This window comes from Nocardia wallacei, assembly GCF_014466955.1.
Classification (GTDB): domain Bacteria; phylum Actinomycetota; class Actinomycetes; order Mycobacteriales; family Mycobacteriaceae; genus Nocardia; species Nocardia wallacei.
The window spans coordinates 2,022,628-2,044,049 of sequence record NZ_AP023396.1 but is presented as its reverse complement, the minus strand read 5'-3'; the positions used below and the strand labels follow the sequence as shown (position 1 = coordinate 2,044,049).

The window sequence follows — 21,422 nt, the reverse complement described above, 5'->3', positions numbered from 1 at the left end:
TCCGGGCTGGTGGCTGCGACACGAACAACACCGCGGCCGCGGGCGCAGCGAAGGACGGGACGATTGTCCGGATGGAGAAGAATGCGCCGGTTGCGGTGCGGCATGTCAGAAACGTTATGACCCAGCCTATTCCGCAACCAGCGGGCAATGGGCCAGATACCGGCTAATATCGGCCGGATCCAGCAAACCTACCGCGGAGTAGTCCGCGGATTCGGGCCACCGGAGCGCGAATATCTGCGACGATGCATAGGTGGACGAGCCTGCGCAGGTGCGGTCGATCAACGGTGTGGCCCTACTGGTGGACTACGCGGTCACGCGGGGTTTGCGGATGCCGGACATCCTGCGGGGCACCGGAATTGGAGAACAGCAGCTGCAGGATCCGGGCGGTGAGATCACCCTCGCCCAGGAACTCACGCTGTTGCGCAACGTGGTCGACGGCGTGCAGAACGAGCCCGGCCTGGGCCTGATGGCCGGTTTGCTGTGTCACCCGCCGTCGTTCGGCGTGCTCGGCTTCGCGGTGATGAGCAGCCCCACCCTGCGCCATGCCGCGGATATCGGGGTGCGCTACGCCGACCTGTGGTTCACCATCGCCCGGCACGCCCTGGTCGAGCACGGCGAGGAACTGTGGCTGGTGCGCGACGACAGCGGCGTCCCGCCGGAGCTGCGCCGCTTCACCCTGGAACGCGACTTCTCGGCGATCGCCACGATCCAGCAGGACCTGGTCCCGATGCGGGTGCCGACACTGCGCGTCGAGGTGACCGTGGAGCCGCATCCGGTGTACGAGATGTTCGCGACGATGCTCGGCGTCGACAAGATCACCTTCGGTGCGCCGCGCTCGCTCATGGCCTGGCATCGCAGTACCCTGGATGTGGCGCTCCCGCAATCGAATGCGGCGACGGCGCGCTTCTACGAACAGCAATGCGCCGACATCATGCAGCGCCGCCGCAGCCGCGGTGGGGTCAGCGGCCGGGTGCGCGAGTTGCTGATCCGGCACGGCGGGGTGACCGACCAGTCCCGGGTCGCCGCGGACCTCGATGTCAGTGTGCGCACGCTGCGCCGCCGCCTCGCCGACGAGGGCACCACCTTCCGCGAACTGAGCAACGAGACCGTCGGCATGCTGGCCGAGGAGTTGCTCGTGGCCGGGCTGACCGTGGAGAACGTCGCCGAACGGCTCGGCTACTCCAGCGTCTCGGCATTCACCTCCGCGTTCCGGTCCTGGAAGGGGCAGCCACCGGGGCATTTCGCCCGCGTCCATCGCGGGCGGGCCATCGCTCGCGTATAGCGCCGTAATGAGTTCGATACTGGCTAATTGCACGCTATCCACTCAGCTGGACTTATCCTTCCCAAATGACAACCAGCAAAGAAGGAGTACTCGAAGGGCCGCTGCATCAACTGGCCCGTGGCGCGTGGCAGTCCCTGGTGGTTATCGGTCTGCTGTCGGTGGTGGTGGGCATCCTGGTCCTGGTGTGGCCCGGGCCGACGCTGGTCGTCGCCGGCATTCTCTTCGGCATCTATCTGCTGGTCTCGGGAGTCTTCCAGCTGGTGGCGGCCTTCGGTGCGCACGTCGGCACGGGCTGGCGGGTGTTGTCGATCCTCAGCGGCATCCTGTCGTTCATCCTGGCGTTCTTCAGTTTCCGGCACATCGGTGACGCGATCGTGTTGCTGGCCTTGTGGATCGGGATCAGCTGGCTGTTCCGCGGGATCGCGGTGCTGATCGCCGGCACCGAGGCGCCGTCCGGCGTGCCCGGGCGCGGGTGGTCGATCTTCTACGGCATCGTGCTGCTGATCGGCGGCATCGTGCTGGTGGTGTGGCCGATCAGCTCGATCGTGACGCTGACGCTGGTGGCCGGGTGGTGGCTGATCTTCATGGGCATCATGGAGTTCGTCTATGCCTTCCAGGTACGCGGGGCCGCCAAGCGCACTCCCGCTCAGGTCTGAGCCCGGCCCGCCGCCCGGGACGCGCCGGGCACCATGAGCCTGCGCCCCGGCGAATTCGTCCGGGGCGCGGGTCTTTTCGGGACTATGCCGAGGTGCCGGTGAGGATCGCCAGGCAGGCGGATCGCAGGGCGGCCGTGCCGATGGCCGACCGCTCGTGCGCGTCCGGTTCCCGCAGCAGGCGCTCCCGGTCGGCGAGTGCGGTCACCATGAGCATCGATACCAGCCGCAGCCGCTCGGCGAACACGCTGTCCGGTAGCTCCGGCAACGCCGCACGCAGGCGGGCGGTGAGCAGCCGGATGCTGTCGGCGTGCGGGTGGGCGGCCGCGGTGGCGGCGGGATCGTAGCGGGGGTTGCGCATGGTCTCGGCCATGAATCGCAGGTACGAGCCGGGTTCGCCGGGGCCCGTCAGGGTTTCGGCCAGCGGGTCGATCAGGGCCGCGACCAGACGCGCCGCGTCGCCGTCGCCACCGGTGCGGTGCAATTCGTCGAGCAGCCGCAGCCGGCGGGCGTTCACATCGGCCATCCGCCAGGCGTAGATCGCCGCGACCAGCTCATGCTTGCCGCCGTAGTGGTACGCGACGGCCGAGGTGTTGCGCTGCCCGGCCGCGGCCGCGATCTGGCGCAGCGAGACGGCATCGATGCCGAACTCGCCGAACAACCGCTCGGCCGCGGCCAGAATCCGCTGCGCCGCCGCGGCCATCACGGGCCGGGCGCGATACGGAACAGTCCCGTGGTGGCGCCCTGGTACTGGGTGCCGTCGGGCGCGAGGGAGCCCACCATCTGCAACGGGTCCATGATCGCGCTCGCGCCGAGCGGCTGCCGGGTCCGCACCGCGCCGGTCGCGGCGTCGATCACCGTATAGCCGAAGGCATCCGCGGGCGTGGTGGTCCCGCCGGGCAACGCCGGTACCCGGTCGAGGGTGTAGATGTCGTTGTCGGCCAGCGACAGTCGCGGAACAGCCGCGGACGCAACGGCATTGGTCCACGTCACCGCGCAACCGGATCCCGCCGGGTCGAGATCCACGCGGGTCATCCCGCCGGCGAAGGCGGCCGTGGGCGGGTCGCTGGGGCCGGTGGCGCCCGCGGGGTACGGGTAACCGTAGGTACTCGCGACGAAGACGCTGCGGCCCGCGCCGATCGGCGAGTTCTCCGTCCCGCTCGCGCCGGGCGGGAGCACCTCGACCGTACACACCCGGCGGCCGGTGTCGGCGTCGAACACCAGAAGATGTTCTCGGGGGGTGGCGTTGTCGGTGATCGCCACGTAGTCCGAACCGGTACGCGGGCCGAAGAAGGTCGGCGTCGCACCCGTCCCCCAGCTCAACTGGCCTGGTTTACGGGCCGGGCCACGATCGTAGTCCTGCCGCCAGATCACCTGTGGCACACCGGATTCGCCCGCGCGGACCAGGTACAGCGCGTGATCTCCGGCCACCGCGACACCCGTCGTCGCGGCGGCGATGCCGTTGGCGACCGTTTCTCCGGCGCCCAGCGTAATCGACTGGGCCGCACCATTTTCCGGATCGAGATAGCCCACCCGGCCGTGCTCGGTGGCGAACCAGACGCGGCCCGCCCGGTCGGGCACCAGCGATTCCAGGGCATCGCACCCCGGCCCGCCACACGGCTCGGTGACCGCGGACGCGACCGGCACGGTGCGGCGCGCGAACAGCCGCCAGCCGCCGTCGGGGGCCCGCTCGTGGCCGATCCAGGTGATCGAGTCGCCGCCCGCCGCGGCCACGAAATCGCCGGTGGCGTCGAGGTATCCGTAGACGCCACCGAGCAGGCTGCCCGCCGTCAGCGGCAGCGCGGCCAGCGGCGTGCCGGTCGCCGGGTCCAGCAGGTACAGCACGGGCGCGCGAGTGGTGATGCTGGTGCACAGTGCCTGCGGCAGCCCGTCCGCACCGATCAGGATGGTGGGGCACGCCGCACCCAGCTCGACGAACCGCGCCCGGATCGGGCCGATGCCCGGACCGGGGTTGGGGGTGGTGTCCGACGCCTCGGCGTCGCCGTGCATCGTCGCCGTCCCCGCCGGGCCCAGCCGGTCGTGCGCCGGCGGCCGGGGGCCGAAGTCGTCGGCAGCCGCCGTGCCGCCGGTCAGTACCGCCGTGACGGCAGCGGCGGCCAGCCACGCCACCGAGCGGCCACCGCGTCCACGCATTCGCATGTCCGCGAGATTAACGCACTTGCGTTAAACGGCCCCGGCGGAGCATCGCCGAATGCCTGCGGCGTGCGCCTTCCGGCTGCTATTTTCGACCATGCCGAGGTCAGCCGGTTACGGCGGACGCGCCCCCACATCTCGGGGCTTCGCAGCGCTTCCGCGCGCGGTCAGACTGGTCGATGATCAATACTCGGGGGTAGATGATCAGCAGCACTCGCACGCCGGCCGTGGCTTTTCTGTCGGGAGGGCATGTCGTCATTCGGCCGACACTGTATTCGGGGTGGATGCGGTGCTGTGCACGCCGACAACACGGGAGGATTGTCGATGATGGACCGGAGCAGCGCCGCATACCCGACGCAGCCACCACGCAGCAGCAGATTCGCACCGCTCGGCGAGATGGTGTCGATGATGCGCGACCCACTGGCCGTGATGCAGCGGCTGGCACGAGAGTGCGGGCCGATCACCGAGTTCCGGCTCGGCCCCGCACGCGGCGTCCTGGTCGCCGCGCCGGATCCGATACACGAGGTGCTCGTCACCAACGCCGCCGACTTCGGCCGTGCGCGGGCGATGGTGCTCGGGCTGTGGCCCGCCCTGCGCAACGGGCTGGTCGTCTCGGAGGGCGAACTGCACCAGCGCCAGCGCGGCCTGATCGGCCCGCTGTTCACACCGCGCCGCATGACCGCATACGTCGACGCCATCGCCGAGCATGTGCGCACTCACTTGGAACGCTGGTCGGCCTCCGGGCAATTCGACGCGCTCGACGCCATGCAGCGGCTGACCCACGACATCATGGGCGAGCTGTTCGCGGGCGAGGCCCTCGCCGACGACGAGGAGGCGCTGGCGGCGATCACCCGCATCTTCGACTGGGAGATCCGGTTACTGAGCCGCCCGATCGTGGCACCGCTGTTCGTGCCGACCCGCCGCAACCGCGCCTTCGTTCGCGACATCGCCTACATCCGGGGGCGCGTCGGCGAACTCGTCGAGGCCCGCCGCAGCGGCGCCGCGTCCGGCACCGACATTCTGCAGGCCCTCGTCGAGGTGCGGGACGCCGACGGCGCGATGGCGTTCGACCAGCTCGTGGACGAGACGATCAACCTGTGGGCGTCCGGGATCGAGACCTCCTCCGACGCCCAGTTCTGGACCGCGTACGCACTGTCGCGGCATCCGGAGGTGGCCGAGCGGGCGCGCGCGGAGACCGACCGCGTGCTCGGCGGCCGCCTGCCGACGGCCGCGGACCTGCCGAATCTGCCGTACTGCCTGCAGGTGTTCAAGGAGACCATGCGGCTGTACTCGCCCGCCCCGGCCTTCCTGCGACAGGCGGTGCGCGACACCACGATCGGCGGCTATCACGTCCGGCGCGGCACGGTCGTGTTCGTCGCCCCGTATGTCATGCACCGCTCGCCGGAGTGGTTCCCGAACCCGCTGACGTTCGACCCGGACCGCTTCGCACCCGACCGGAGAATGCCGCGGCACGCCTATCTGCCGTTCGGGGCGGGGCGGCACGTCTGCGTCGGTTCCGCGCTGGCACTGCTGGAGGGCCAGATCTTCACCGCCGTGCTGCTCAACTCCGGCACGCTGAGCATTCGCGACGGCGACGCGGTGCGGCCGCATCTGCAGACCAACCTGCGCCCGCGCGACCGCGTGCACGCCGCGTACGCCCTGCGCGATCCGGCCCCGGTGGGTGGTGCGCCCGCATGCGCCTGAGCCGGACGTCGCCGTGACCGCTGCCCCGGGCGAAACCATCGGTGCGCAGGCGGGTCCGGCGACGGCGCGGATCACCCGCTCGGCGGCGCTGCTGGTCGGGGCGGTCGGGGTACTGCTCGGGCCGGCGGTGGCGCGCGAGGCCTGGCAGCAGGCGCGGTACCTGGCGCCGTGGTGGACGCCGGTGGCCGCCGTGGTCGTGTTCGGCAGTTGCCTGGCATTGGCCGTGCTGGCGTTCGTCGCGCCGCTGCGGGTGGTCCGGGGCATGTGCGGCGCGACGGTTTTCGCGACGCTGACGGCGATCGTCTTGCTGCCGTTCGCGATTCGCCATCCCGAACTGCGCGACGATCCGTTCTGGCTGCTGCGCACCGTGGCGCCGGGCGCGGCGGCGGGCGCGCTGGTGTGGCGGCCGCGGGTAGCTGCCGCGGCGCTGGTGGTGGTGATCGGCGGCGGCGCGGTGGCCAACGGCTTGATTCAGGGTGGGGTGCGGGGGCTGACCCTGCTGCTGGACTTCAGCCGGAACTTCGGCATCGCGGGCCTGCTCACCTGGGGGCTGGTCACGGTGCTGCGGGCCGCGGGCACCCTCGACGAGGAGTCCGCGCGCGCCGAGCGCGACGCCGCCCAGGTGGCGGCCGCCGACGCGAAAAGCCGTGAGCGCGCGCGATTCTCGGCGATCATCCACGACGACGTGATGTCGACGCTGCTGGACGCCTCGCGTGGGCGCGACGCCACCGCGCTGGGCCGGCTGGCCCGCAAGACACTGGGCCGGTTCGACGAGTTCCGGCGGATCGGTGAGCGCGGCGGGGAACTGGACGCGCTGCGCACGATCGGGATGCTGCGGGCGACGGTGTCGGCGATCAACCCGGGCATCACCTTCCGATCGAAGCGGCTCAGCGGGTTCGCGCGGCTGCGGGTGCCCGCCGACGTCTGCGACACCATCGCGGCGGCGCTGGCGGAGGCGGTGCGCAACAGCCTGCGGCACGGCGGCGGCACCGGGCGGCGGGTGCGCCGCGAGGTCACCGTGACGGTGGGCACCGGCGCGCTGCGGGTCGAAATGCGCGACGACGGTGCGGGTTTCGATACCGAGGAGGTACCGGCGCACCGGCTCGGCGTGCGGCGCAGCATTCTCGCGCGGATGGCCGATCTGCCCGGCGGCGCGGCCTTCGTGGAGTCCGCGCCGGGCCAGGGGACGACGGTCACCCTGGTGTGGGTACACCCCAGCACCGGCGCCCGCGAGCCGGCGACCGGGCCGGAGACGCCGATCTCCGCCGAGCCCGAGCGCTGGGACCTGCGCGGTCTGCTCGGCCTGCGCGGGCGGCAGGGCGCGCTGGTGACGGTGGTGCTGCTCGCGACGATCGCGTCGATGGCGCTGTCGAACATCCGTGCCTTCCCCGACCATCGACCGGGAATCCTGGTGGCGTACAGCATGATCGCGCTCGCCGCGGTGGCGACGTTGGCCGTCGACCTCGAGCCGTTCCCCCGGCCGATCGCGGCGGCGGTGGCCGTGGCCGGGCCGGTCGCGACCGGTATCGCCTACCACCAGGTGGCGGCGGCGCAGGTGCACGAGTTCGTCTGGACCGTCTACGCCACCTCCGTGGTGCTGTGCTTCCTGGCGGTTCGCGGGCGCAGCGGTTACGCGATGCTCGGCATCGTCGCGACGACGCTGGTGGCGGTGTTCGACATCGGGCTCGGCAGCCAGGGCATCTCGCTGTCGATGACGCCGCTCATCATCGTCGTGACCGGAATCCTGATCGCCGCGATCGCCCGCTCCACCCTGCGCGCGCTGCGCCGCCTGGCCGACGAGTCCGCCGCGGGGGCCGCGGCCCGCGCCACGCTGCGCGCACAGGGCGAGGAACGCGCCCGCCAACTCGAGCGACTGGACGAACGCGCGCGCCCGATGCTGGAGCGGATCGCCGCCGGCGCGGGCCTCACCGACGCCGAACGCTACGAATCCCGACTGCTGGAAGCGGAATTGCGCGACGGCCTGCGCGCGCCCGCGCTCACCACCGCGAGCCTGGCCGCCGCCACGCGCGGCGCGCGCGGGCGCGGCGTCGAAGTCCTGCTGCTGGACGATGGCGGTCTCGCCGACGCACCGGAAACCCTGGTCGCCACCATCGTCGCCGAGGTGACCCAGCAGTTGGACAAGGCCAACTCCGGCACCGTCACCGTCCGCATCCTCCCGCCCGGCCGCCATGTCCTGGCCACCATCCTGGTCGACGCCCCGCCCGAACTCCGCCGCATCGAAATCGACCACGACGGCAGCACCCGCACCCTCATCGACCACGGCTAGCACTCACTCACCCTGGCCGTCGCGGTACCGCCCGCGCGGTGTCAGGGGCGGCAGACCGCGGAATGGGAATTGCCGCCGATCAAGGGGAGGAGGCCGCGGGGCAGGAGGATGTTGTACAGGGAGATGTCCAGGGTGCAGAGGTAGGCCGATGCGTAGGCGCCGTTCTGGGTGAAGCGGCCGAGTGCGGCGAGGAGGGCGGGCATGTCCAGCGCCGCCCGATCCAATGTCGCGCCGTGCTCGAGCAGCAGCGTGAAGGCCTCGCGAACCGAGCGCTGGGCCGGGTCCAGGGTCGGGCGTACTCGATCGACGGTGTGCACCAACGCTTCCGACGCGACGGCGATCTGCTCGGTCGACGACAGCAGCGACCGGCCCTGTTCGTACAGGCCACCGATGAGGGCGCGGGTCTGCGTCACCAGCGTCTCCAGTTCGGTGCCGCGCGCGGCCAGCCCCTGCATGATGCCGCTGAGGTTGGCGATGACATCGGCGAGGATCGCGTCCCGGCGCTGGAAGTCCGTCGCGACGGCGGCGGCCTGAACGATGAACGTGCTCAAGGACACTCGATCACCCTGCAGCGCCAGGACGAGTGTGTTGGACAGGTCGTTCACCTGCTCGGGCCGCAGGGTCTCGAAGATCGGCTGGAACCCGCCCAGCAGGGCCGAGATGTCGAACGAGGGCTCGGTCCGCGCGAGCGGGATCTCTCCCCCGGCGCGCAACGGCGTGCTGTCGGGCTGGTTGCCCGGCGCCAGCGCCACATACCGCTGGCCGATCAGATTCTGGTAGCGGACCAGGGCCTTGGTGTCGGAGTACAGCCGCTGGTTGCGCTGCACCTCGAAACGCACCCGGGCGACATGCTTGCGGGTCACCGGGTCCCGGGCCAGTCCGATCGCGGTCACCTTGCCGACCCGCACACCGGCCATCCGCACGTCGTCGTCCACGCGCAGCCCGAGCACGTCACCGAAGGTGGCCGTGTACCCGGTAGTGGGCCCGGTGACGTTGCGCGACAGCGTATTCCAGATGATCAGTGTCACCAGCACGGCGACGACGGCGAACGCACCGAAGCCGAGCAGGGGCTTGCGGAGGCCGCGAGTCACGCCGAGCCGTCCGTTCCGAGCGTCATCGACCCCGCCACGAGCAACTCACGCCTCCTCGCGAACCCTCCAGAACCCGACTCATCGGCAACGATTGAGCTACCGGGGAGGAGAGTACCGGGCGGCGCGGCGGCGGCCGGTCGACACGCCGAGCGGCTTATACCGGCGCGGGCGTCCGGTCGTTCGCCGGCGGATGGATCACGCCGGTGAAGTTCCCGCTGTTGATGTTGTAGGTGCGCTGCCGCACGGCGTCGCCGGAGTTGCCCTCGATGGTGGTGATGGTGTTGCCGTCGCGTGCCACCACCACGCCGATGTGGTTCTGGCCGCCGAAGACGACGAGGTCCCCGGGACGTGCCGCACCCATGTTGCTGTCGGCGAGACCCTGGCCCGCCGCATCCGACCAGACCGCGCGGACCAGGTTCTTGTTGGACCAGTCCACGTCGATACCGGACTGCTTCCATACCCACGTCGCGAACGACGCGCACCACGCGTCGTCGATGTTGTACGGCCGGTTCACGTGGTTGGTGCCCTGCTCGACGACACCCAGCTCGTTCTCGGCGAAGCCCTTGATCTTCTCGACCAGGCTCGCGTCGGCGGGCGGCACATAACTGGTGCCGGACCAGGTCTGGGTCAGCGGCGCGGTGGTACCGCCGTAGGCGCTGCTGATCGGGTTGCCGGGCGCCGAGCGGTCGATGTGGTCGGCGTGGCGCTGGATATCGTTCGTGGCCTGTTGCATGCGCTGCTCGACCACCTCCATCGTGGAGGCGCAGGCGGAGATGAGCGGGCCTTCCACCGACTCGGGCCAGTACGCCTCGCCCTTCTCGTTGTAACTCGGCCCGAGCGCCACCGAGTCTTTCAACAGGCCCCGCAGCCGTTCCACCGCCTGGTGGATGTCGTTGTAAGCCTCCCCGGCGGCGGTGTAGGCGCCGTAGGAGGAGCTGTCGACGGACTCGTTGTCGCGCTCGATCTGCCGTTCGATGGTTTGCAGCGCGGTAACGGCGTCGTTGTGGTTGGTGGTGGTGATCGACCGGTTCTGATCATCGATGAGCTTCGCGTCGTACATCAGGTCGGTCAGTTCGGGTCCCGCCCACGGCGTACCCGCGCCCAGATTGTCGACGTTGGACTGGATCGCCGCGTGCGTGGCGGTCATCGTGCCCTTCAACCTGCCGGACGCGTAGGCGGGCACGTCGAATTCCGGGATGACCTTGTAGTGATCGGTCATCGCAGCTCCCACCCACAGCCTGGCAGCGCACTCACCAACAGCGCCATCGGGAATCCTCTATTCACCCAGGGACCGACGTGGTTCGAGTATCAACCATTCCCAGAATTGGGATGGTTCGCCATGATGCTCGTCATGAGCACCGCGATCCTCGCCGTCGATCTCGGCAAGACCCGCTGTCGCGCGTCGCTGCGGATCGACGGGACCGAGCGGGCCCGCGCCGACGGCCCCGGCGCCCCGGGACTGGCCACCCGCGACGGCGTGGCGGCCGCACAGCGCGCCGTGCGCGGCGTCCTACGTGAAATAGATACGCGGGCAATGCCTTTCGTGCTGTCGGTCGGCGCGGCCGGAGCGGCATCCGCACCGCGGGCACGCACCGAATTCGCCCGGCTGCTGGCGGGGACACCGGCGGTCACGGCGGTCGCGGTCACCTCCGATGCCGTGACCGCACACGCCGGGGCGCTCGGCGGCGACGCGGGCGTCGTGCTGTCGGCGGGCACCGGCGCAGTGGTGACCGCGATCGACCCGACCGGCCGATTCGCCCGGATCGACGGCTGGGGACCGCTGCTCGGCGACGAGGGCAGCGGCGGCTGGATCGGCGCGCAAGCCCTGCGGGCGGCGCTGCGCTGCCACGACGGACGCGGGCCGGACACCGCCCTGGCCGTCGCGGCCGCCGAACACTACGGCCCGCTCGACATGTTGCCGAAACTGTTCGGCGACCACGAGAATCCGGCCCTGTTCGCCGCGGCCTTCGCCCCCGCGGTCGCGGCGGCCGCCCGGACCGACGAGGTCGCCGCGGACATCGTGAGCACGGCCGGACGCGCCCTGGGACGCGCGGTGCTGGCGGCGATCGATCGCAGCGCACTGCCCGCACCGGTACCGTATGCGGCGACCGGCGGCCTGCTCGAACTCGGCGCGGCGCTGTGGACGCCGGTGGAACACATGCTCGCGGGCAGAGTCGAATACCGAACCGCCCACGGCCGGCCGATCGATGGCGCCGCGCTGCTGGGCGCCGATACCACGACGGTACTGGAACCGTTGATCACCAGGATTTCGTGAGATTAGTTGACCTATTAACCAATTCGGCTGACACTTACTTGCAGCCCGCCCGCTGCGTTACCGGGAGTCGCGATGCACGCACTGAATGTCGGTGTCATCGTCGTGTACCTGGTAGTCGTCGCCTGGATCGGCCTGCGATTGTCCGGAAGGCAACGGTCCACCGCCGAGTATTTCGTCGGCGCGGGCCGAATGCCCTGGTGGACCGTGTGTTTCTCGGTCGTCGCCACCGAAACCAGTGTGCTGACGGTCATTTCGATTCCGGGTGGAGCCTACACCGATCAGGGTTTCGGCAATGTCGAACTGGCCTTCGGATACATCATCGGCCGCACCGTGGTGGCCCTCGCCCTGATTCCGCTGTACAAGCGCGGCGGATTCGTCAGCGCCTACGAGTATCTGCGGCAGCGGTTCGGCCGGTACCTGCAGGGTGTCGCCGCGGTGACCTTCGTGATCACCCGGCTGCTCGCCGAGGGGGTGCGGCTGTTCGCCTCCGCGATACCGATCAAGCTGCTGCTGAGCGAGTTCGGCGTAACCCTCGGCTACGACGTGATCATCGTGACGCTCACGCTGCTGACCGTCGTCTACACCCATCTCGGCGGGATTCGGGCCGTGATCTGGACCGACGTGCTGCAGCTGGGCCTGTACCTGCTCGGTGCGCTGATCGCGATCGGCGTACTGACCGGGCACGTCGGCGCCGCCGGTTGGTCGGATGCGTTGCGGCACGGCAAGTTCCGCCTCTTCGACACCGACTTCGGCCTGGCCCACATCCTCACGAGCAGCTTCGCGCTGCCGACCGCGATCATCGGCGGAGCGCTGTTCACGATGGCCTCGCACGGCTCGGATCAGCTGATCGTGCAACGCATTCTCGCCACCCGGTCGATCCGCGACAGCCGACGGGCCATGATCGCCTCGGGCGTGTTCGTCGCGGTGCAGTTCGCCGCCTTCTCACTCGTCGGCGCGCTGCTGTGGGCCTACAACGGCGGCAGGTCTCCCGCCCAGCTGGGACTGTCCAGCGCCGACGGGCTGTATCCGGACTTCATGCTGCACGGCCTGCCGGTGGTGATCTCCGGGCTGCTGGTCGCCGGAATCCTCGGCGCCGCCATGGGTTCGCTGTCCGCGGCATTGAATTCGATGGCCAATTCCACCGTCGCCGACATCGTGCGCGGCTTCGCCCGCCGCCCGGTGTCCGACGCGGCGATGCTGCGCCTGGGCCGGGGCATGACGCTGGTGTGGGCGGTGCTGATGGCTCTGTTCGCCATGGGATTCAGCACCACCACCGGCAACGTGTACCTGACCGCGCTGGCGATCGCGGGGTACACCTACGGCGCGCTGCTCGGCGCCTTCCTGCTCGGCAGGCTGGTGCGGCGCGCCAATCAGTTCGACGCGATCGTGGCCTTCCTCGCCACGGTGATCGTGATGGCGTTCGTGGTCCGGGTCGTCGCGATCGAGGTCACCGTGGCGGGCACGGTGACCGAGAGGGGAATCGCCGCGCAGTGGCTGGTGCCGCTCGGCGTCGCGGTCACCCTGGTCGTCGGCGGGGTCAGCAGCCGGTTCCATCCGGCGCCCGAGCCCGCTCCGCCACCCGAATCGGTGCGGGCGGTGGTCTAGTGCGCTACCCGGAACGTGTGTTGATGCGATGGAGGCAACCCTCCGGCGATATCGTCGCCCTCGTGACCGTGTCGACCGCCCGCTGCCCCACCCCGACCCTCCACGCTGGACGGATGACGCGATGAACGACGGTGACGATGTCCGCACCCGCCTGCTGGCGGCCCTCCCCCGGCTCACGCCGACCGCGCGCCGGGTCGCCCAGGTGATCCGCGACGATCCGGCGGGCACGGCGCAGCTGACGGTCAATCAGCTCGCCGAACGCGCCGAAACCAGCACCTCGGCGGTGGTGCGGCTCGCGAAAACCCTTGGCTACGAAGGCTACCCGCAACTGCGGCTGGCCCTCGCGGCCACCGGCACCGAGGACCGCACCCCGGTGCTCGCCACCGACATCGACCCCGACGACACTCCGCCGAAGGTGCTGCACAAGCTGGCCGCCTTCGAGACCGAGGGTCTGCTCGCCACCGCCGAACGCGCCGACGCCGCGACGATGGCCGCGGTCGCCGATCAGCTGGCGCGGGCACGCCGGGTCCAGCTGATCGGTATCGGCGCGTCCGGGCTGGTGGCGATGGACATGACGCAGAAGCTGACCCGCATCGGCCGGTGGTGCGGCGCCTGTACGTCGGAGGACGACGCGCTCGTGCAGGCCAGCCTGCTCGGCGCCGACGACATCATGATCGCGTTCTCGCATTCCGGGGAGACCGTCGGCGTCGTCGAGGCGGTGCGCCGTGCCGCCCGCGCCGGCGCCGCGACCGTCGCGGTGACCGCGGGCGCTGGTTCCACCCTGGCGGCCACCGCCGCCCGCACCATTCTCGCCGCCGGACGCGAGGACGGCTTCCGCTCGGCGGCGATGGCCAGCCGGATGAGCCAGCTGCTCATCGTCGATGCTCTGTATGTCGGTGTGCTGCAACGCACTCCGGCCGCGGCGCAGGCACTGCACCGCACCTACGACGCGGTCGCCGACCGCCGGATCCCCCGGCGGCCGAAGTAGTCCTGATGGCCGGGCGGGAGGCGTAGTGGACGATATCGGAGCACTGACCACGGAGGCGCCCAATCCGCGCAGCGCGGGGCTCGACTCCATGCCGCCCGACACCCTGCTGCGCACCATGAACGCCGAGGACTCGCACGTGGCTTCCGCTGTGTCCCTGGCGATTCCGCAGCTCACGCGCGTGGTCGAACAGGTCGTCACGGCACGCGCGCACGGCGGGCGGCTGATCTACGCCGGTGCGGGCACCAGCGGGCGGCTGGGCGTGCTGGACGCCGCCGAATGCCCGCCCACCTTCGGCACCGATCCCGGTGAGGTCGTGGGGATCATCGCGGGCGGGCCGCGGGCGCTCACCCAGGCGGTGGAGGGCGCCGAGGACGACCGTGCCGCCGCCGGACACGATCTCGCGGCCATCGGGCTGGGCCCGGCAGATGTGGTGGTCGCGCTCGCGGCCAGCGGCCGCACCCCCTACGCGATCGGCGCCCTGGACTACGCGCGGTCGATCGGGTCCGCCACCGTCGCCGTATCCTGCAACCGCCCGGCCGAACTCAGCGCGCACGCCGACATCGCCATCGAAATCGACACCGGCCCCGAGGTACTCACCGGTTCCACCCGGTTGAAGGCGGGCACCGCGCAGAAGATGGTGTGCAACATGCTCTCGACCGCGGTCATGGTCTACTCGGGCAAGGTATACGGCAATCTGATGGTCGACATGCACCCGTCCAACACCAAGCTGGTCGATCGGGCGCGGCGTATCGTCGCCGAGGCCACCGGTGTCGACCCGCGCGCCGCGGCCGCCCTGCTCGACGCGGCGGGCGGGCACGCCAAGACGGCCATCGTCATGCAACTGGCCGGTGTCGACGCCACCCGAGCGCGGCAGATGCTCACGGCCACCGACGGTTTCGTGCGCCGGGCGGTGCGCGAACGCTGAGGAGGAGGCGCCGATGTGGAAAATCTGCAAGACCTGCGCGGTGGAACACGAGGCCGCCGCCGAACTCTGCCGGATCTGCTCGGACGAGCGGCAGTGGGTGCCCGCGGCCGGCCAGCAATGGACCACCCTGCCCGAACTCGCCGCCGCGGGCCACGCCGTGCGGATCCGCGAACTCGAACCCGACCTGTTCGGCCTGACCGTCGACCCGGGCATCGGCATCGGCCAGGAGTCGCATTTGATCCGCACCCCCGCGGGCGCGGTGCTCTGGGACGTGACCGGTTACGTCGACGACCAGGCCGCCCGGCAGGTGCGCGAACTCGGTGACATCGTCGCCATCGTGCCCAGCCACCCGCACCACTACGGCGTCCAGGTGGAGTGGAGCCGGGCGCTCGGCGGTGTCCCGGTGCTGGTCGCCGAGCCCGACCTGGAATGGGTGGCGCGCCCGGACCCGGTGATCCGGCCGTGGACGGACCGGGTCGAGTTGCTGCCGGGGCTCACGCTGCGGCAGCTGGGCGGTCATTTCCCGGGCAGCGCGGTGCTGCACTGGGCCGCGGGCGCGGGTGGGCGGGGCGTGCTGTTCAGCGCCGACACCATGCAGGCGAACCCGGATCGCACCTCGGTGGCGTTCCTGCGCAGCTACCCGAATCGAATCCCGTTGTCACCGGCGGTCGTCGACCGGGTCGCGCGGACGGCCGCGGAGTTCGAGTTCGACCGGCTCTACGACAACTTCGGCAAGACCCTCGACTGCGACGCCCGCGCGGCGATCCGCCGCTCGGCCGACCGCTATATCGCCTGGGTCCGGGGCGATTTCGACCACCTCACCTGACACGGCGATTGGGCGGCGTCACCGCGCGCCGCACCGCCGGTGGTGAGCGGAAACAAAACAATTGCGGCGTAATACTTTTCACGTTCCCGCCGGATTACCTTCTCCGTTCGACGGGGCATCGGCGCCCCGGATCCCCGCGATGTGAGAAGTGAGCCGCAATGAGTACGCAGTCGTCGTGGCCCCAGGCAGCGCCCGACCGGAGAACCACCGTGCACCGCAATCGGGTGACCGTGGTGCGGGTCGTGCTGGCGCTCGGAGCCCTCGCGGTGGTGGCCGCGGGCTGCTACGCACTGGTCGCCGGTGCGTTCCCGGCCGAAACCACGACACCGGCCGTGGTGCCGCCCGCGCGGGTCACGTGGACCGGCGTGATGCCGCGGCAACAGTAGGAGGATTATGGACACACTGACCCGCACCCCGGCCGATCAGGCCCGCCGGCTGGTCGGACATCGCTACCGCCTCGCCGACCACTACGAGGTGGGCCGCGAGAAGATTCGCGAATTCGCGCGGGCGCTACAGGACTCGCACCCCGCGCACCGCAGCGAATTGGCCGCGGCGGAACTGGGTTTCGACGCCGTGATCGCCCCGGCGACCTTCGCGACGCTGCCGTGGATGCGGGTGCAGGAGGAGGTCTTGCGCACCCAGCTCTACGACTACGACCTCGGCCAGGTGCTGCAGTCCGATCAGCTGCTCGAGTTCGCCCGGCCGCTGGTGGCCGGTGACGTCCTCACCGCGGACGTGTACTTCCAGTCCTTCCGCCAGGTCCGCGACCTCGACCTGCTCACCACCAAGAACGTCCTCACCGACCGGCACGGCGTGCCGGTGCAGTCCGGAACCACCACCCTGGTGGCCCGCGCTGGCGGTGTCGGCTCCGACCTGGCCGAGCTGGTGGACGGGATCATCATGAGCGGCCTGGGCACCGCCGACCGTAAGGGCCGGTACGCGGACAGCACCGGCACGCTGCTGCCGATCTCCGGCGACGCCATCGCGGTGACGCCGCTCGGCCGGCGACCGCGCACCGCCTGCACCGCGGGCGATCTCGCGCCCGGAGACCAATTGCCCACGCGCCCGGTGCGATTGACACGCGGCGACCTCGCCAACTTCGCGGGCGTGACCGGCGACGCCAATCCGATCCATTTCAGCGACGCCGTCGCCGCGGCCGCGGGACTACCGGCTGTCGTCGCGCACGGCATGCTCACCATGGGGCTGGGCGCCGGATACCTGACCGACTGGCTGGGCGACCCGGCGGCGCTGACGAAGTACGGCGTGCGATTCGCGGGCACGCTGCCCGTCGGCACCGAGGCACCCAGCTCCGTCGAATTCGGCGGCACGGTGAAATCTGTCGATCATCGGCAGCGGACCGCGACGATCGCACTCACCGCGATCGGCAACGGCCGCAAGCTGTTCAGCCGCGCGACCGCGGTGGTCGCGCTGCGCTGAACGAGGGCCGCGCTGAACGAGGGCTGCGGCGTGGGCCTAGTCGTCGTCGTAACCGCCGCCGTTGACCCGCTGCTTGGCATTGCGGGCGCGGCGGCGTTCGGCCCGCAGTTCGGCGAGTTCCTGCTCGAGGGTCTCGGCGATGCGGAACTGGCCGGTGTCGTAGACGCTCAGCGGGTCGCTGTCGTCGGCCGCCTTGCCCTCGGCGCTCTTCTTGGGCTTGCTCGCCCCGTTCGAGCCGTTGACCTCGTCCTTGGCGTCGTCGAGCCGCCAGCTCTTGGCGGTGGTGGCGCTGCTGGACGTCTTCGCGGTCCAGATGTCGGGCTCCTCGACGGGATCCAGCACATCGCCGGTCTGGGCGTTGCCCTCGGCCTTGGCCTCGGCGGCGCCCGGCAGGGCGGGCTGCGGCACCGGCGGACGGGTGTCGGGCGCGGCCTGCCGGATGAAGCTCACGAAGGTGGGCAGCGTGCGGCGGATCTGCTCGGCCGGATCGGGCAGCTCGCGCACCTGTTCGGTGGCGCGGACGATGGCCTGGCCGTAACGGTGGCTGGCGGCGTTGTGGATGAGTAGCGAGACGCCGATCATCACCGGGGCGACCGCGTGCACGCCCACCTCGTACCACTGGGCGGAACGCAGATACGGGTAGGTGTTGAGGATCACCGTCAGGGACAGCAGCCCCAACTCGGCCAGGGCGACCTGACGGGCACTGTCCAGGATGCCCCACTCGGCGACCTTGTTGGTGCCGATCATGATGATGATCAGGCAGACGCTGATCATCCCTTCGAGCAGGTAGCTGAACCAGAACAGCGGATCGGTCGCGCCGCCGGGCGCGATGTTGTGCTGCACGTTGACCGCCGACCACAACATGCCAGCGGCCACCACGGCGGCCAGTCCGCGCTGTGACCAGGCTCGGTGCCGGTACAGCGAGGCCAGCTTGGCGTGCGGGCTGGACTCGCGCCGCTGCGCGGCAATGGCCTTGCGGGCCATCAACAGATCTCGCATATCGGCCTTCGCGATCGCCTCTGAGGTCTGCCGGGCGCGGTCCGATGCGGAGGCCGCCGCCTGGACGTTCTTCCAGCGCTGGTCGCGTTCCTGCTCGCGAATCTTCTCGGCGAGTTCGCGCTCGGCTTGGAGTTCGTCCTCCGAGAGCGCGTCGGTCAGCGCGGGGTCGAACTGGTACGCCAGCCGCCCGCGAGCCCTCTCGACACGCTTCGCCAGCTGCGCGACCTCGTCTCCTTGAGGGCGTTCGAGGGTCAACGCGACCACCGCCCGGTGACAAACGATGGCCGACAAGTGATCACGTGTGGGAACGGCACAGGACATTAATAGTCGATCGACCGCCGTCCGCGAAACTGTAGATTTGCCGAAATTGAAAGTTCCTCGGCGTGCCGCGCGCGACACGCCGAGAACGGTTGACAGAGTGTTCTTGCAGAGCAGGACAATTCGTCGGCTTCGCGCCGAATGGCGGCGGACTCTATCAGGCGGCGGCCGCGGTGGTGAGCATGCGGCGCACGCCGTCGGGGTCGGCGACGTCGACCACGAGCCGGGTGAAATCGCTTCCGGTCAAGTCGATACGGATCGCGCGGCCGTCGAACAGGGTATCCCAGAACTCCTTCCGGCCCTTGCCGCGGAACGTTCCGGCGGCGATCACACCGGGGAAGAAGGTGCCCGGGGTGCGCACCCACGGCGGACGGCTGTCCACCGGCGCGGGGCCGACCGCGGCCACGGCGGACAGCGGAAAGCTGAGCTGCTCGCGCAGGCCCAGGAAGCGGTGTGCGCCGCGGACATGGATCGTCACAGTGTTTCCCGTGACCTCGATGTCGACCATCGTGCACCTGCCTCTCACCGAGATGAACTGGTCATCTCCCAGCATGCGCACCGTGGCTGACGTGAGTCTGAGTCGTTCCTATGAGTTTTCTCAGATTCCGGGGATCCGGGCTCAGGAGTACGCCGACGGGCGACGCCACGCCGTCACCGGCTGCAGATAGCCGTTGCGGCTCAGCCACTGCACGGTCTCCGCGAGATCATCTGCGGGAAGGCCGGAATCGCGCGCCAGCTCGTCGATGGTGCGCACTCCGTCCGCCTCGCGGATCTCGTGCAGGACGTACAGCTCGAATTCGGTGAGCTGGTGGTGTGAGCTGAGCATGTAGGTCGCGCCGACGGCGAGCTGCCACGCGGTCACCCCCACGATGTAACGATGCCGCTTCAGCCAGGCCAGGGTGTCCTCGACCTCGTAGGCGGGCTCGTCCAGCAGTCGTGCCAGTTCTTCTGCGGTGCGGGCCGCTCGGCTTTCGGTCAGAACCTCGAGCGCATAGGCCTGGGCTGTGGTGAGTTCAGTCATTCCTCGATACCGGCGGGAGAGAGTCGTAACGTCGTAGCGACAGCAGACGATACAGGTAATTCGGCCATTTCACCGGGCGAGGCCGGTTCCCACTGGTGGCGGGAAGCGGCGGGCGGCGCGGCCCGGGCTGTGCTACGCGGCCACGGTACCCGGAACACCGTCCCGCACAACGAAACCGGCCCGGGTGGCGATCGGGGCGCCCGGCTTCCGGATGTAGGGCACGACCCGGAAGTCGCTGCGCCACAGCCCATGATCCAGGTCGACTCGCACGTAGCCGCGCTGACCGTTGAAGAATTTCAGGTCGGGGTTGGCGTCGAGCAGCTGGCGGCCGCGGCCGGGCAGATCCGCGCCGTCGCCGCCGGTGGTGATCGAGGTGCCGGTGAATTCCGTGGCCACCACCGGTGATTCGGCACGGGTGTAGTCGCGGCGCAGATCGGCGGCGTAGTTCTCGTGCCGGTCGCCGGTGATCACGACCAGGTTGCGCACGCCGCGGTCGGCCGCCGCGCCCAGCACGGCATTGCGGTCGGCGACGTATCCGTCCCACGAGTCGGTGCCGACCGCGGTGGCCGGGCCCGGGTCGTAGTCGGACTGGGCCATGGCCACCTGGTTGCCGATGACCTGCCAGCGGGCGGGCGAGGCGCCGAAGCCCTCGAGCAGCCAGTCCCGTTGCCGCGCACCGAGTATCGTGCGGTCGGCGGCGAACCGCTCGTCGCAGTCGGTGACCAGGCCGCCGTCGCCGCAGGCCTGCCGGGTCCGGTACTGCCGGGTGTCGAGCATGGTGATCTCGGCGAGGTCGCCGAACCGGTAGCGGCGGTGCAGCCGCATGTCCGGGCCGGACGGCAGCTGCGCCAGCCGCAGCGGCTGATGCTCGTACATTGCCTGGAACGCGGCCGCCCGGCGGCGGCGGAACAGGGCGGGGACGCGGTAGATGTCGATACCCGAGCCGGGCGAGTCGCCGGCCCAGTTGTTGTCGACCTCGTGGTCGTCCATGGTGACCAGCCAGGGAAACGCCGCGTGCGCGGCCCGCAGCGGAAGTTCGGTCTTGTTCTGCGCGTAGCGCAGCCGGTAGCCCGCCAGGTCGACGGCCTCGGCCCAGAACTGCCGGTCCATCGACATTCCGGCCCGGCCCAGCAGCCACGCCCGCTCGTAGATGTAGTCGCCCAGGTGCACCACGAGGTCCAGGTCCTCGGCGCTCATGTGCTCGTAGGCGGTGAAGTGGCCGGCACTCCAGGACTGGCAGGAGGCGAACGCGAACCGCAGCCGCGCGGTGGGACTGCCGGGCGCCGGGGCGGTGCGGGTCCGGCCGACCGGTGAGACGGCCGAGCCCGCGCGGAACCGATAGAAGTACCAGCGGTCCGGCGCCAGGCCGTGCACCTCCGGGTGCACGCTGTGCGCGAGCTCCCGGGTGGCGACCGCCGAACCGCGGGCAACCACCCGCCGGAAATGCTCGTCGGCGGCGACCTCGTAGTCCACGGTCACCGGGGCCAGCGCCATCCCGCCCAGCCCGTCCGGCGCGAGCGGATCGGGCGCCAGGCGAGTCCACAACACCACGCCGTCGGGCGTCGGATCCCCCGACGCGACCCCGAGCGTGAACGGATCGTCCCCCAACCGGCGCGGCGCGGCGAACCGCGCACTACCCGCCGCCGACACACCGGCCAGCAGCGCCACGGACCCGGCGGTTCCGAACCTCAACAACTCCCGACGCGACAGCGGCATGAATCAGCGTAACCCGTCCGGAGACCCGGCCTCCGGTTCATGCCGAGGGGTGCGCCCCGTACCCGGCCGACACGACAGCCGGGCGAGCGGCACTCCGGACGACCAGCGACCGCGCGGGGCACTCCCCCCGGGAGGGACGTA

At 70.4% G+C, this 21,422-nt stretch carries 19 protein-coding genes; 11 read left to right on the top strand and 8 right to left on the bottom strand.

Going from position 1 to position 21,422, the window contains the following annotated elements:
* Window positions 1-250: 250 nt before the first annotated feature.
* Both NWFMUON74_RS09180 and NWFMUON74_RS09175 read left to right on the top strand, forming a co-directional pair.
* Complete coding sequence (locus NWFMUON74_RS09180) at window positions 251-1,282, top strand: AraC family transcriptional regulator (protein WP_187687405.1); 1,032 nt, start codon at window positions 251-253, stop codon at window positions 1,280-1,282.
* Window positions 1,283-1,347: 65 nt separating this feature from the next.
* Entirely contained in the window at window positions 1,348-1,938 is a 591-nt protein-coding gene (locus NWFMUON74_RS09175; RefSeq protein ID WP_187687404.1) for an HdeD family acid-resistance protein, read from the top strand.
* A gap of 82 nt (window positions 1,939-2,020) precedes the next feature.
* Here NWFMUON74_RS09175 and NWFMUON74_RS09170 read toward each other — a convergent pair whose 3' ends face one another.
* Window positions 2,021-2,638 (bottom strand): TetR family transcriptional regulator, encoded by a 618-nt coding sequence (locus tag NWFMUON74_RS09170; protein WP_232111132.1) that lies wholly within the window; start codon window positions 2,636-2,638, stop codon window positions 2,021-2,023.
* Complete coding sequence (locus tag NWFMUON74_RS09165) at window positions 2,638-4,095, bottom strand: hypothetical protein (RefSeq protein WP_232110928.1); 1,458 nt, start codon at window positions 4,093-4,095, stop codon at window positions 2,638-2,640. Before NWFMUON74_RS09165 ends, NWFMUON74_RS09170 begins: the two co-directional genes overlap by 1 nt.
* Window positions 4,096-4,413: 318 nt before the next feature.
* Between NWFMUON74_RS09165 and NWFMUON74_RS09160 the strand changes: the two genes are divergently transcribed.
* Together NWFMUON74_RS09160 and NWFMUON74_RS09155 are read left to right on the top strand one after the other, a co-directional pair.
* Window positions 4,414-5,793, top strand: a complete 1,380-nt coding sequence (locus NWFMUON74_RS09160) for a cytochrome P450 (RefSeq protein WP_187687402.1) — start codon at window positions 4,414-4,416, stop codon at window positions 5,791-5,793.
* 13 nt (window positions 5,794-5,806) lie between these two features.
* A complete protein-coding gene (locus tag NWFMUON74_RS09155; RefSeq protein ID WP_187687401.1) occupies window positions 5,807-8,080 on the top strand; it encodes an ATP-binding protein in 2,274 nt (757 codons plus the stop codon).
* 41 nt (window positions 8,081-8,121) lie between these two features.
* Here NWFMUON74_RS09155 and NWFMUON74_RS09150 read toward each other — a convergent pair whose 3' ends face one another.
* Both NWFMUON74_RS09150 and NWFMUON74_RS09145 read right to left on the bottom strand, forming a co-directional pair.
* Window positions 8,122-9,171: an MCE family protein gene (locus NWFMUON74_RS09150; RefSeq protein WP_187687400.1), complete on the bottom strand. Its 1,050-nt coding sequence runs from the start codon at window positions 9,169-9,171 to the stop codon at window positions 8,122-8,124.
* A gap of 154 nt (window positions 9,172-9,325) precedes the next feature.
* The gene (locus NWFMUON74_RS09145) at window positions 9,326-10,390 is read right to left on the bottom strand and encodes a CHAP domain-containing protein (RefSeq protein WP_187687399.1); all 1,065 of its coding nucleotides are present in this window, start codon (window positions 10,388-10,390) and stop codon (window positions 9,326-9,328) included.
* A gap of 132 nt (window positions 10,391-10,522) precedes the next feature.
* On the opposite strand from NWFMUON74_RS09145, the gene NWFMUON74_RS09140 reads away from it, so the two are divergent.
* The 7 genes from NWFMUON74_RS09140 (at window position 10,523) to NWFMUON74_RS09110 (ending at window position 17,227) form a co-directional block, all read left to right on the top strand.
* Complete coding sequence (locus NWFMUON74_RS09140; protein ID WP_187687398.1) at window positions 10,523-11,446, top strand: N-acetylglucosamine kinase; 924 nt, start codon at window positions 10,523-10,525, stop codon at window positions 11,444-11,446.
* Between the two features lie 72 nt (window positions 11,447-11,518).
* Complete coding sequence (locus NWFMUON74_RS09135; RefSeq protein WP_187687397.1) at window positions 11,519-13,051, top strand: sodium:solute symporter; 1,533 nt, start codon at window positions 11,519-11,521, stop codon at window positions 13,049-13,051.
* A 121-nt stretch (window positions 13,052-13,172) separates the two neighbouring features.
* A complete protein-coding gene (locus tag NWFMUON74_RS09130; RefSeq protein ID WP_187687396.1) occupies window positions 13,173-14,039 on the top strand; it encodes a MurR/RpiR family transcriptional regulator in 867 nt (288 codons plus the stop codon).
* A 25-nt stretch (window positions 14,040-14,064) separates the two neighbouring features.
* Complete coding sequence (gene murQ / locus NWFMUON74_RS09125; RefSeq protein ID WP_232110927.1) at window positions 14,065-14,964, top strand: N-acetylmuramic acid 6-phosphate etherase; 900 nt, start codon at window positions 14,065-14,067, stop codon at window positions 14,962-14,964.
* A gap of 13 nt (window positions 14,965-14,977) precedes the next feature.
* A complete protein-coding gene (locus NWFMUON74_RS09120; RefSeq protein WP_187687394.1) occupies window positions 14,978-15,790 on the top strand; it encodes an MBL fold metallo-hydrolase in 813 nt (270 codons plus the stop codon).
* Window positions 15,791-15,948: 158 nt separating this feature from the next.
* On the top strand, window positions 15,949-16,176 hold the full coding sequence (locus NWFMUON74_RS09115; RefSeq protein ID WP_187687393.1) for a hypothetical protein: 228 nt from the start codon (window positions 15,949-15,951) through the stop codon (window positions 16,174-16,176).
* 7 nt (window positions 16,177-16,183) lie between these two features.
* Window positions 16,184-17,227, top strand: a complete 1,044-nt coding sequence (locus NWFMUON74_RS09110) for a fused (3R)-hydroxyacyl-ACP dehydratase subunits HadA/HadB (RefSeq protein ID WP_187687392.1) — start codon at window positions 16,184-16,186, stop codon at window positions 17,225-17,227.
* Window positions 17,228-17,263: 36 nt separating this feature from the next.
* On the opposite strand, the gene NWFMUON74_RS09105 is transcribed toward NWFMUON74_RS09110, so the two are convergent.
* From NWFMUON74_RS09105 to NWFMUON74_RS09090, 4 genes are all read right to left on the bottom strand, one after another.
* Window positions 17,264-18,481, bottom strand: a complete 1,218-nt coding sequence (locus NWFMUON74_RS09105) for a hypothetical protein (protein ID WP_187687391.1) — start codon at window positions 18,479-18,481, stop codon at window positions 17,264-17,266.
* Between the two features lie 220 nt (window positions 18,482-18,701).
* Window positions 18,702-19,052 (bottom strand): hypothetical protein, encoded by a 351-nt coding sequence (locus NWFMUON74_RS09100; protein ID WP_187687390.1) that lies wholly within the window; start codon window positions 19,050-19,052, stop codon window positions 18,702-18,704.
* A gap of 111 nt (window positions 19,053-19,163) precedes the next feature.
* Window positions 19,164-19,565: a hypothetical protein gene (locus tag NWFMUON74_RS09095; protein WP_187687389.1), complete on the bottom strand. Its 402-nt coding sequence runs from the start codon at window positions 19,563-19,565 to the stop codon at window positions 19,164-19,166.
* 132 nt (window positions 19,566-19,697) lie between these two features.
* Complete coding sequence (locus NWFMUON74_RS09090) at window positions 19,698-21,281, bottom strand: alkaline phosphatase D family protein (protein ID WP_187687388.1); 1,584 nt, start codon at window positions 21,279-21,281, stop codon at window positions 19,698-19,700.
* Between the last annotated feature and the right edge of the window lie 141 nt (window positions 21,282-21,422).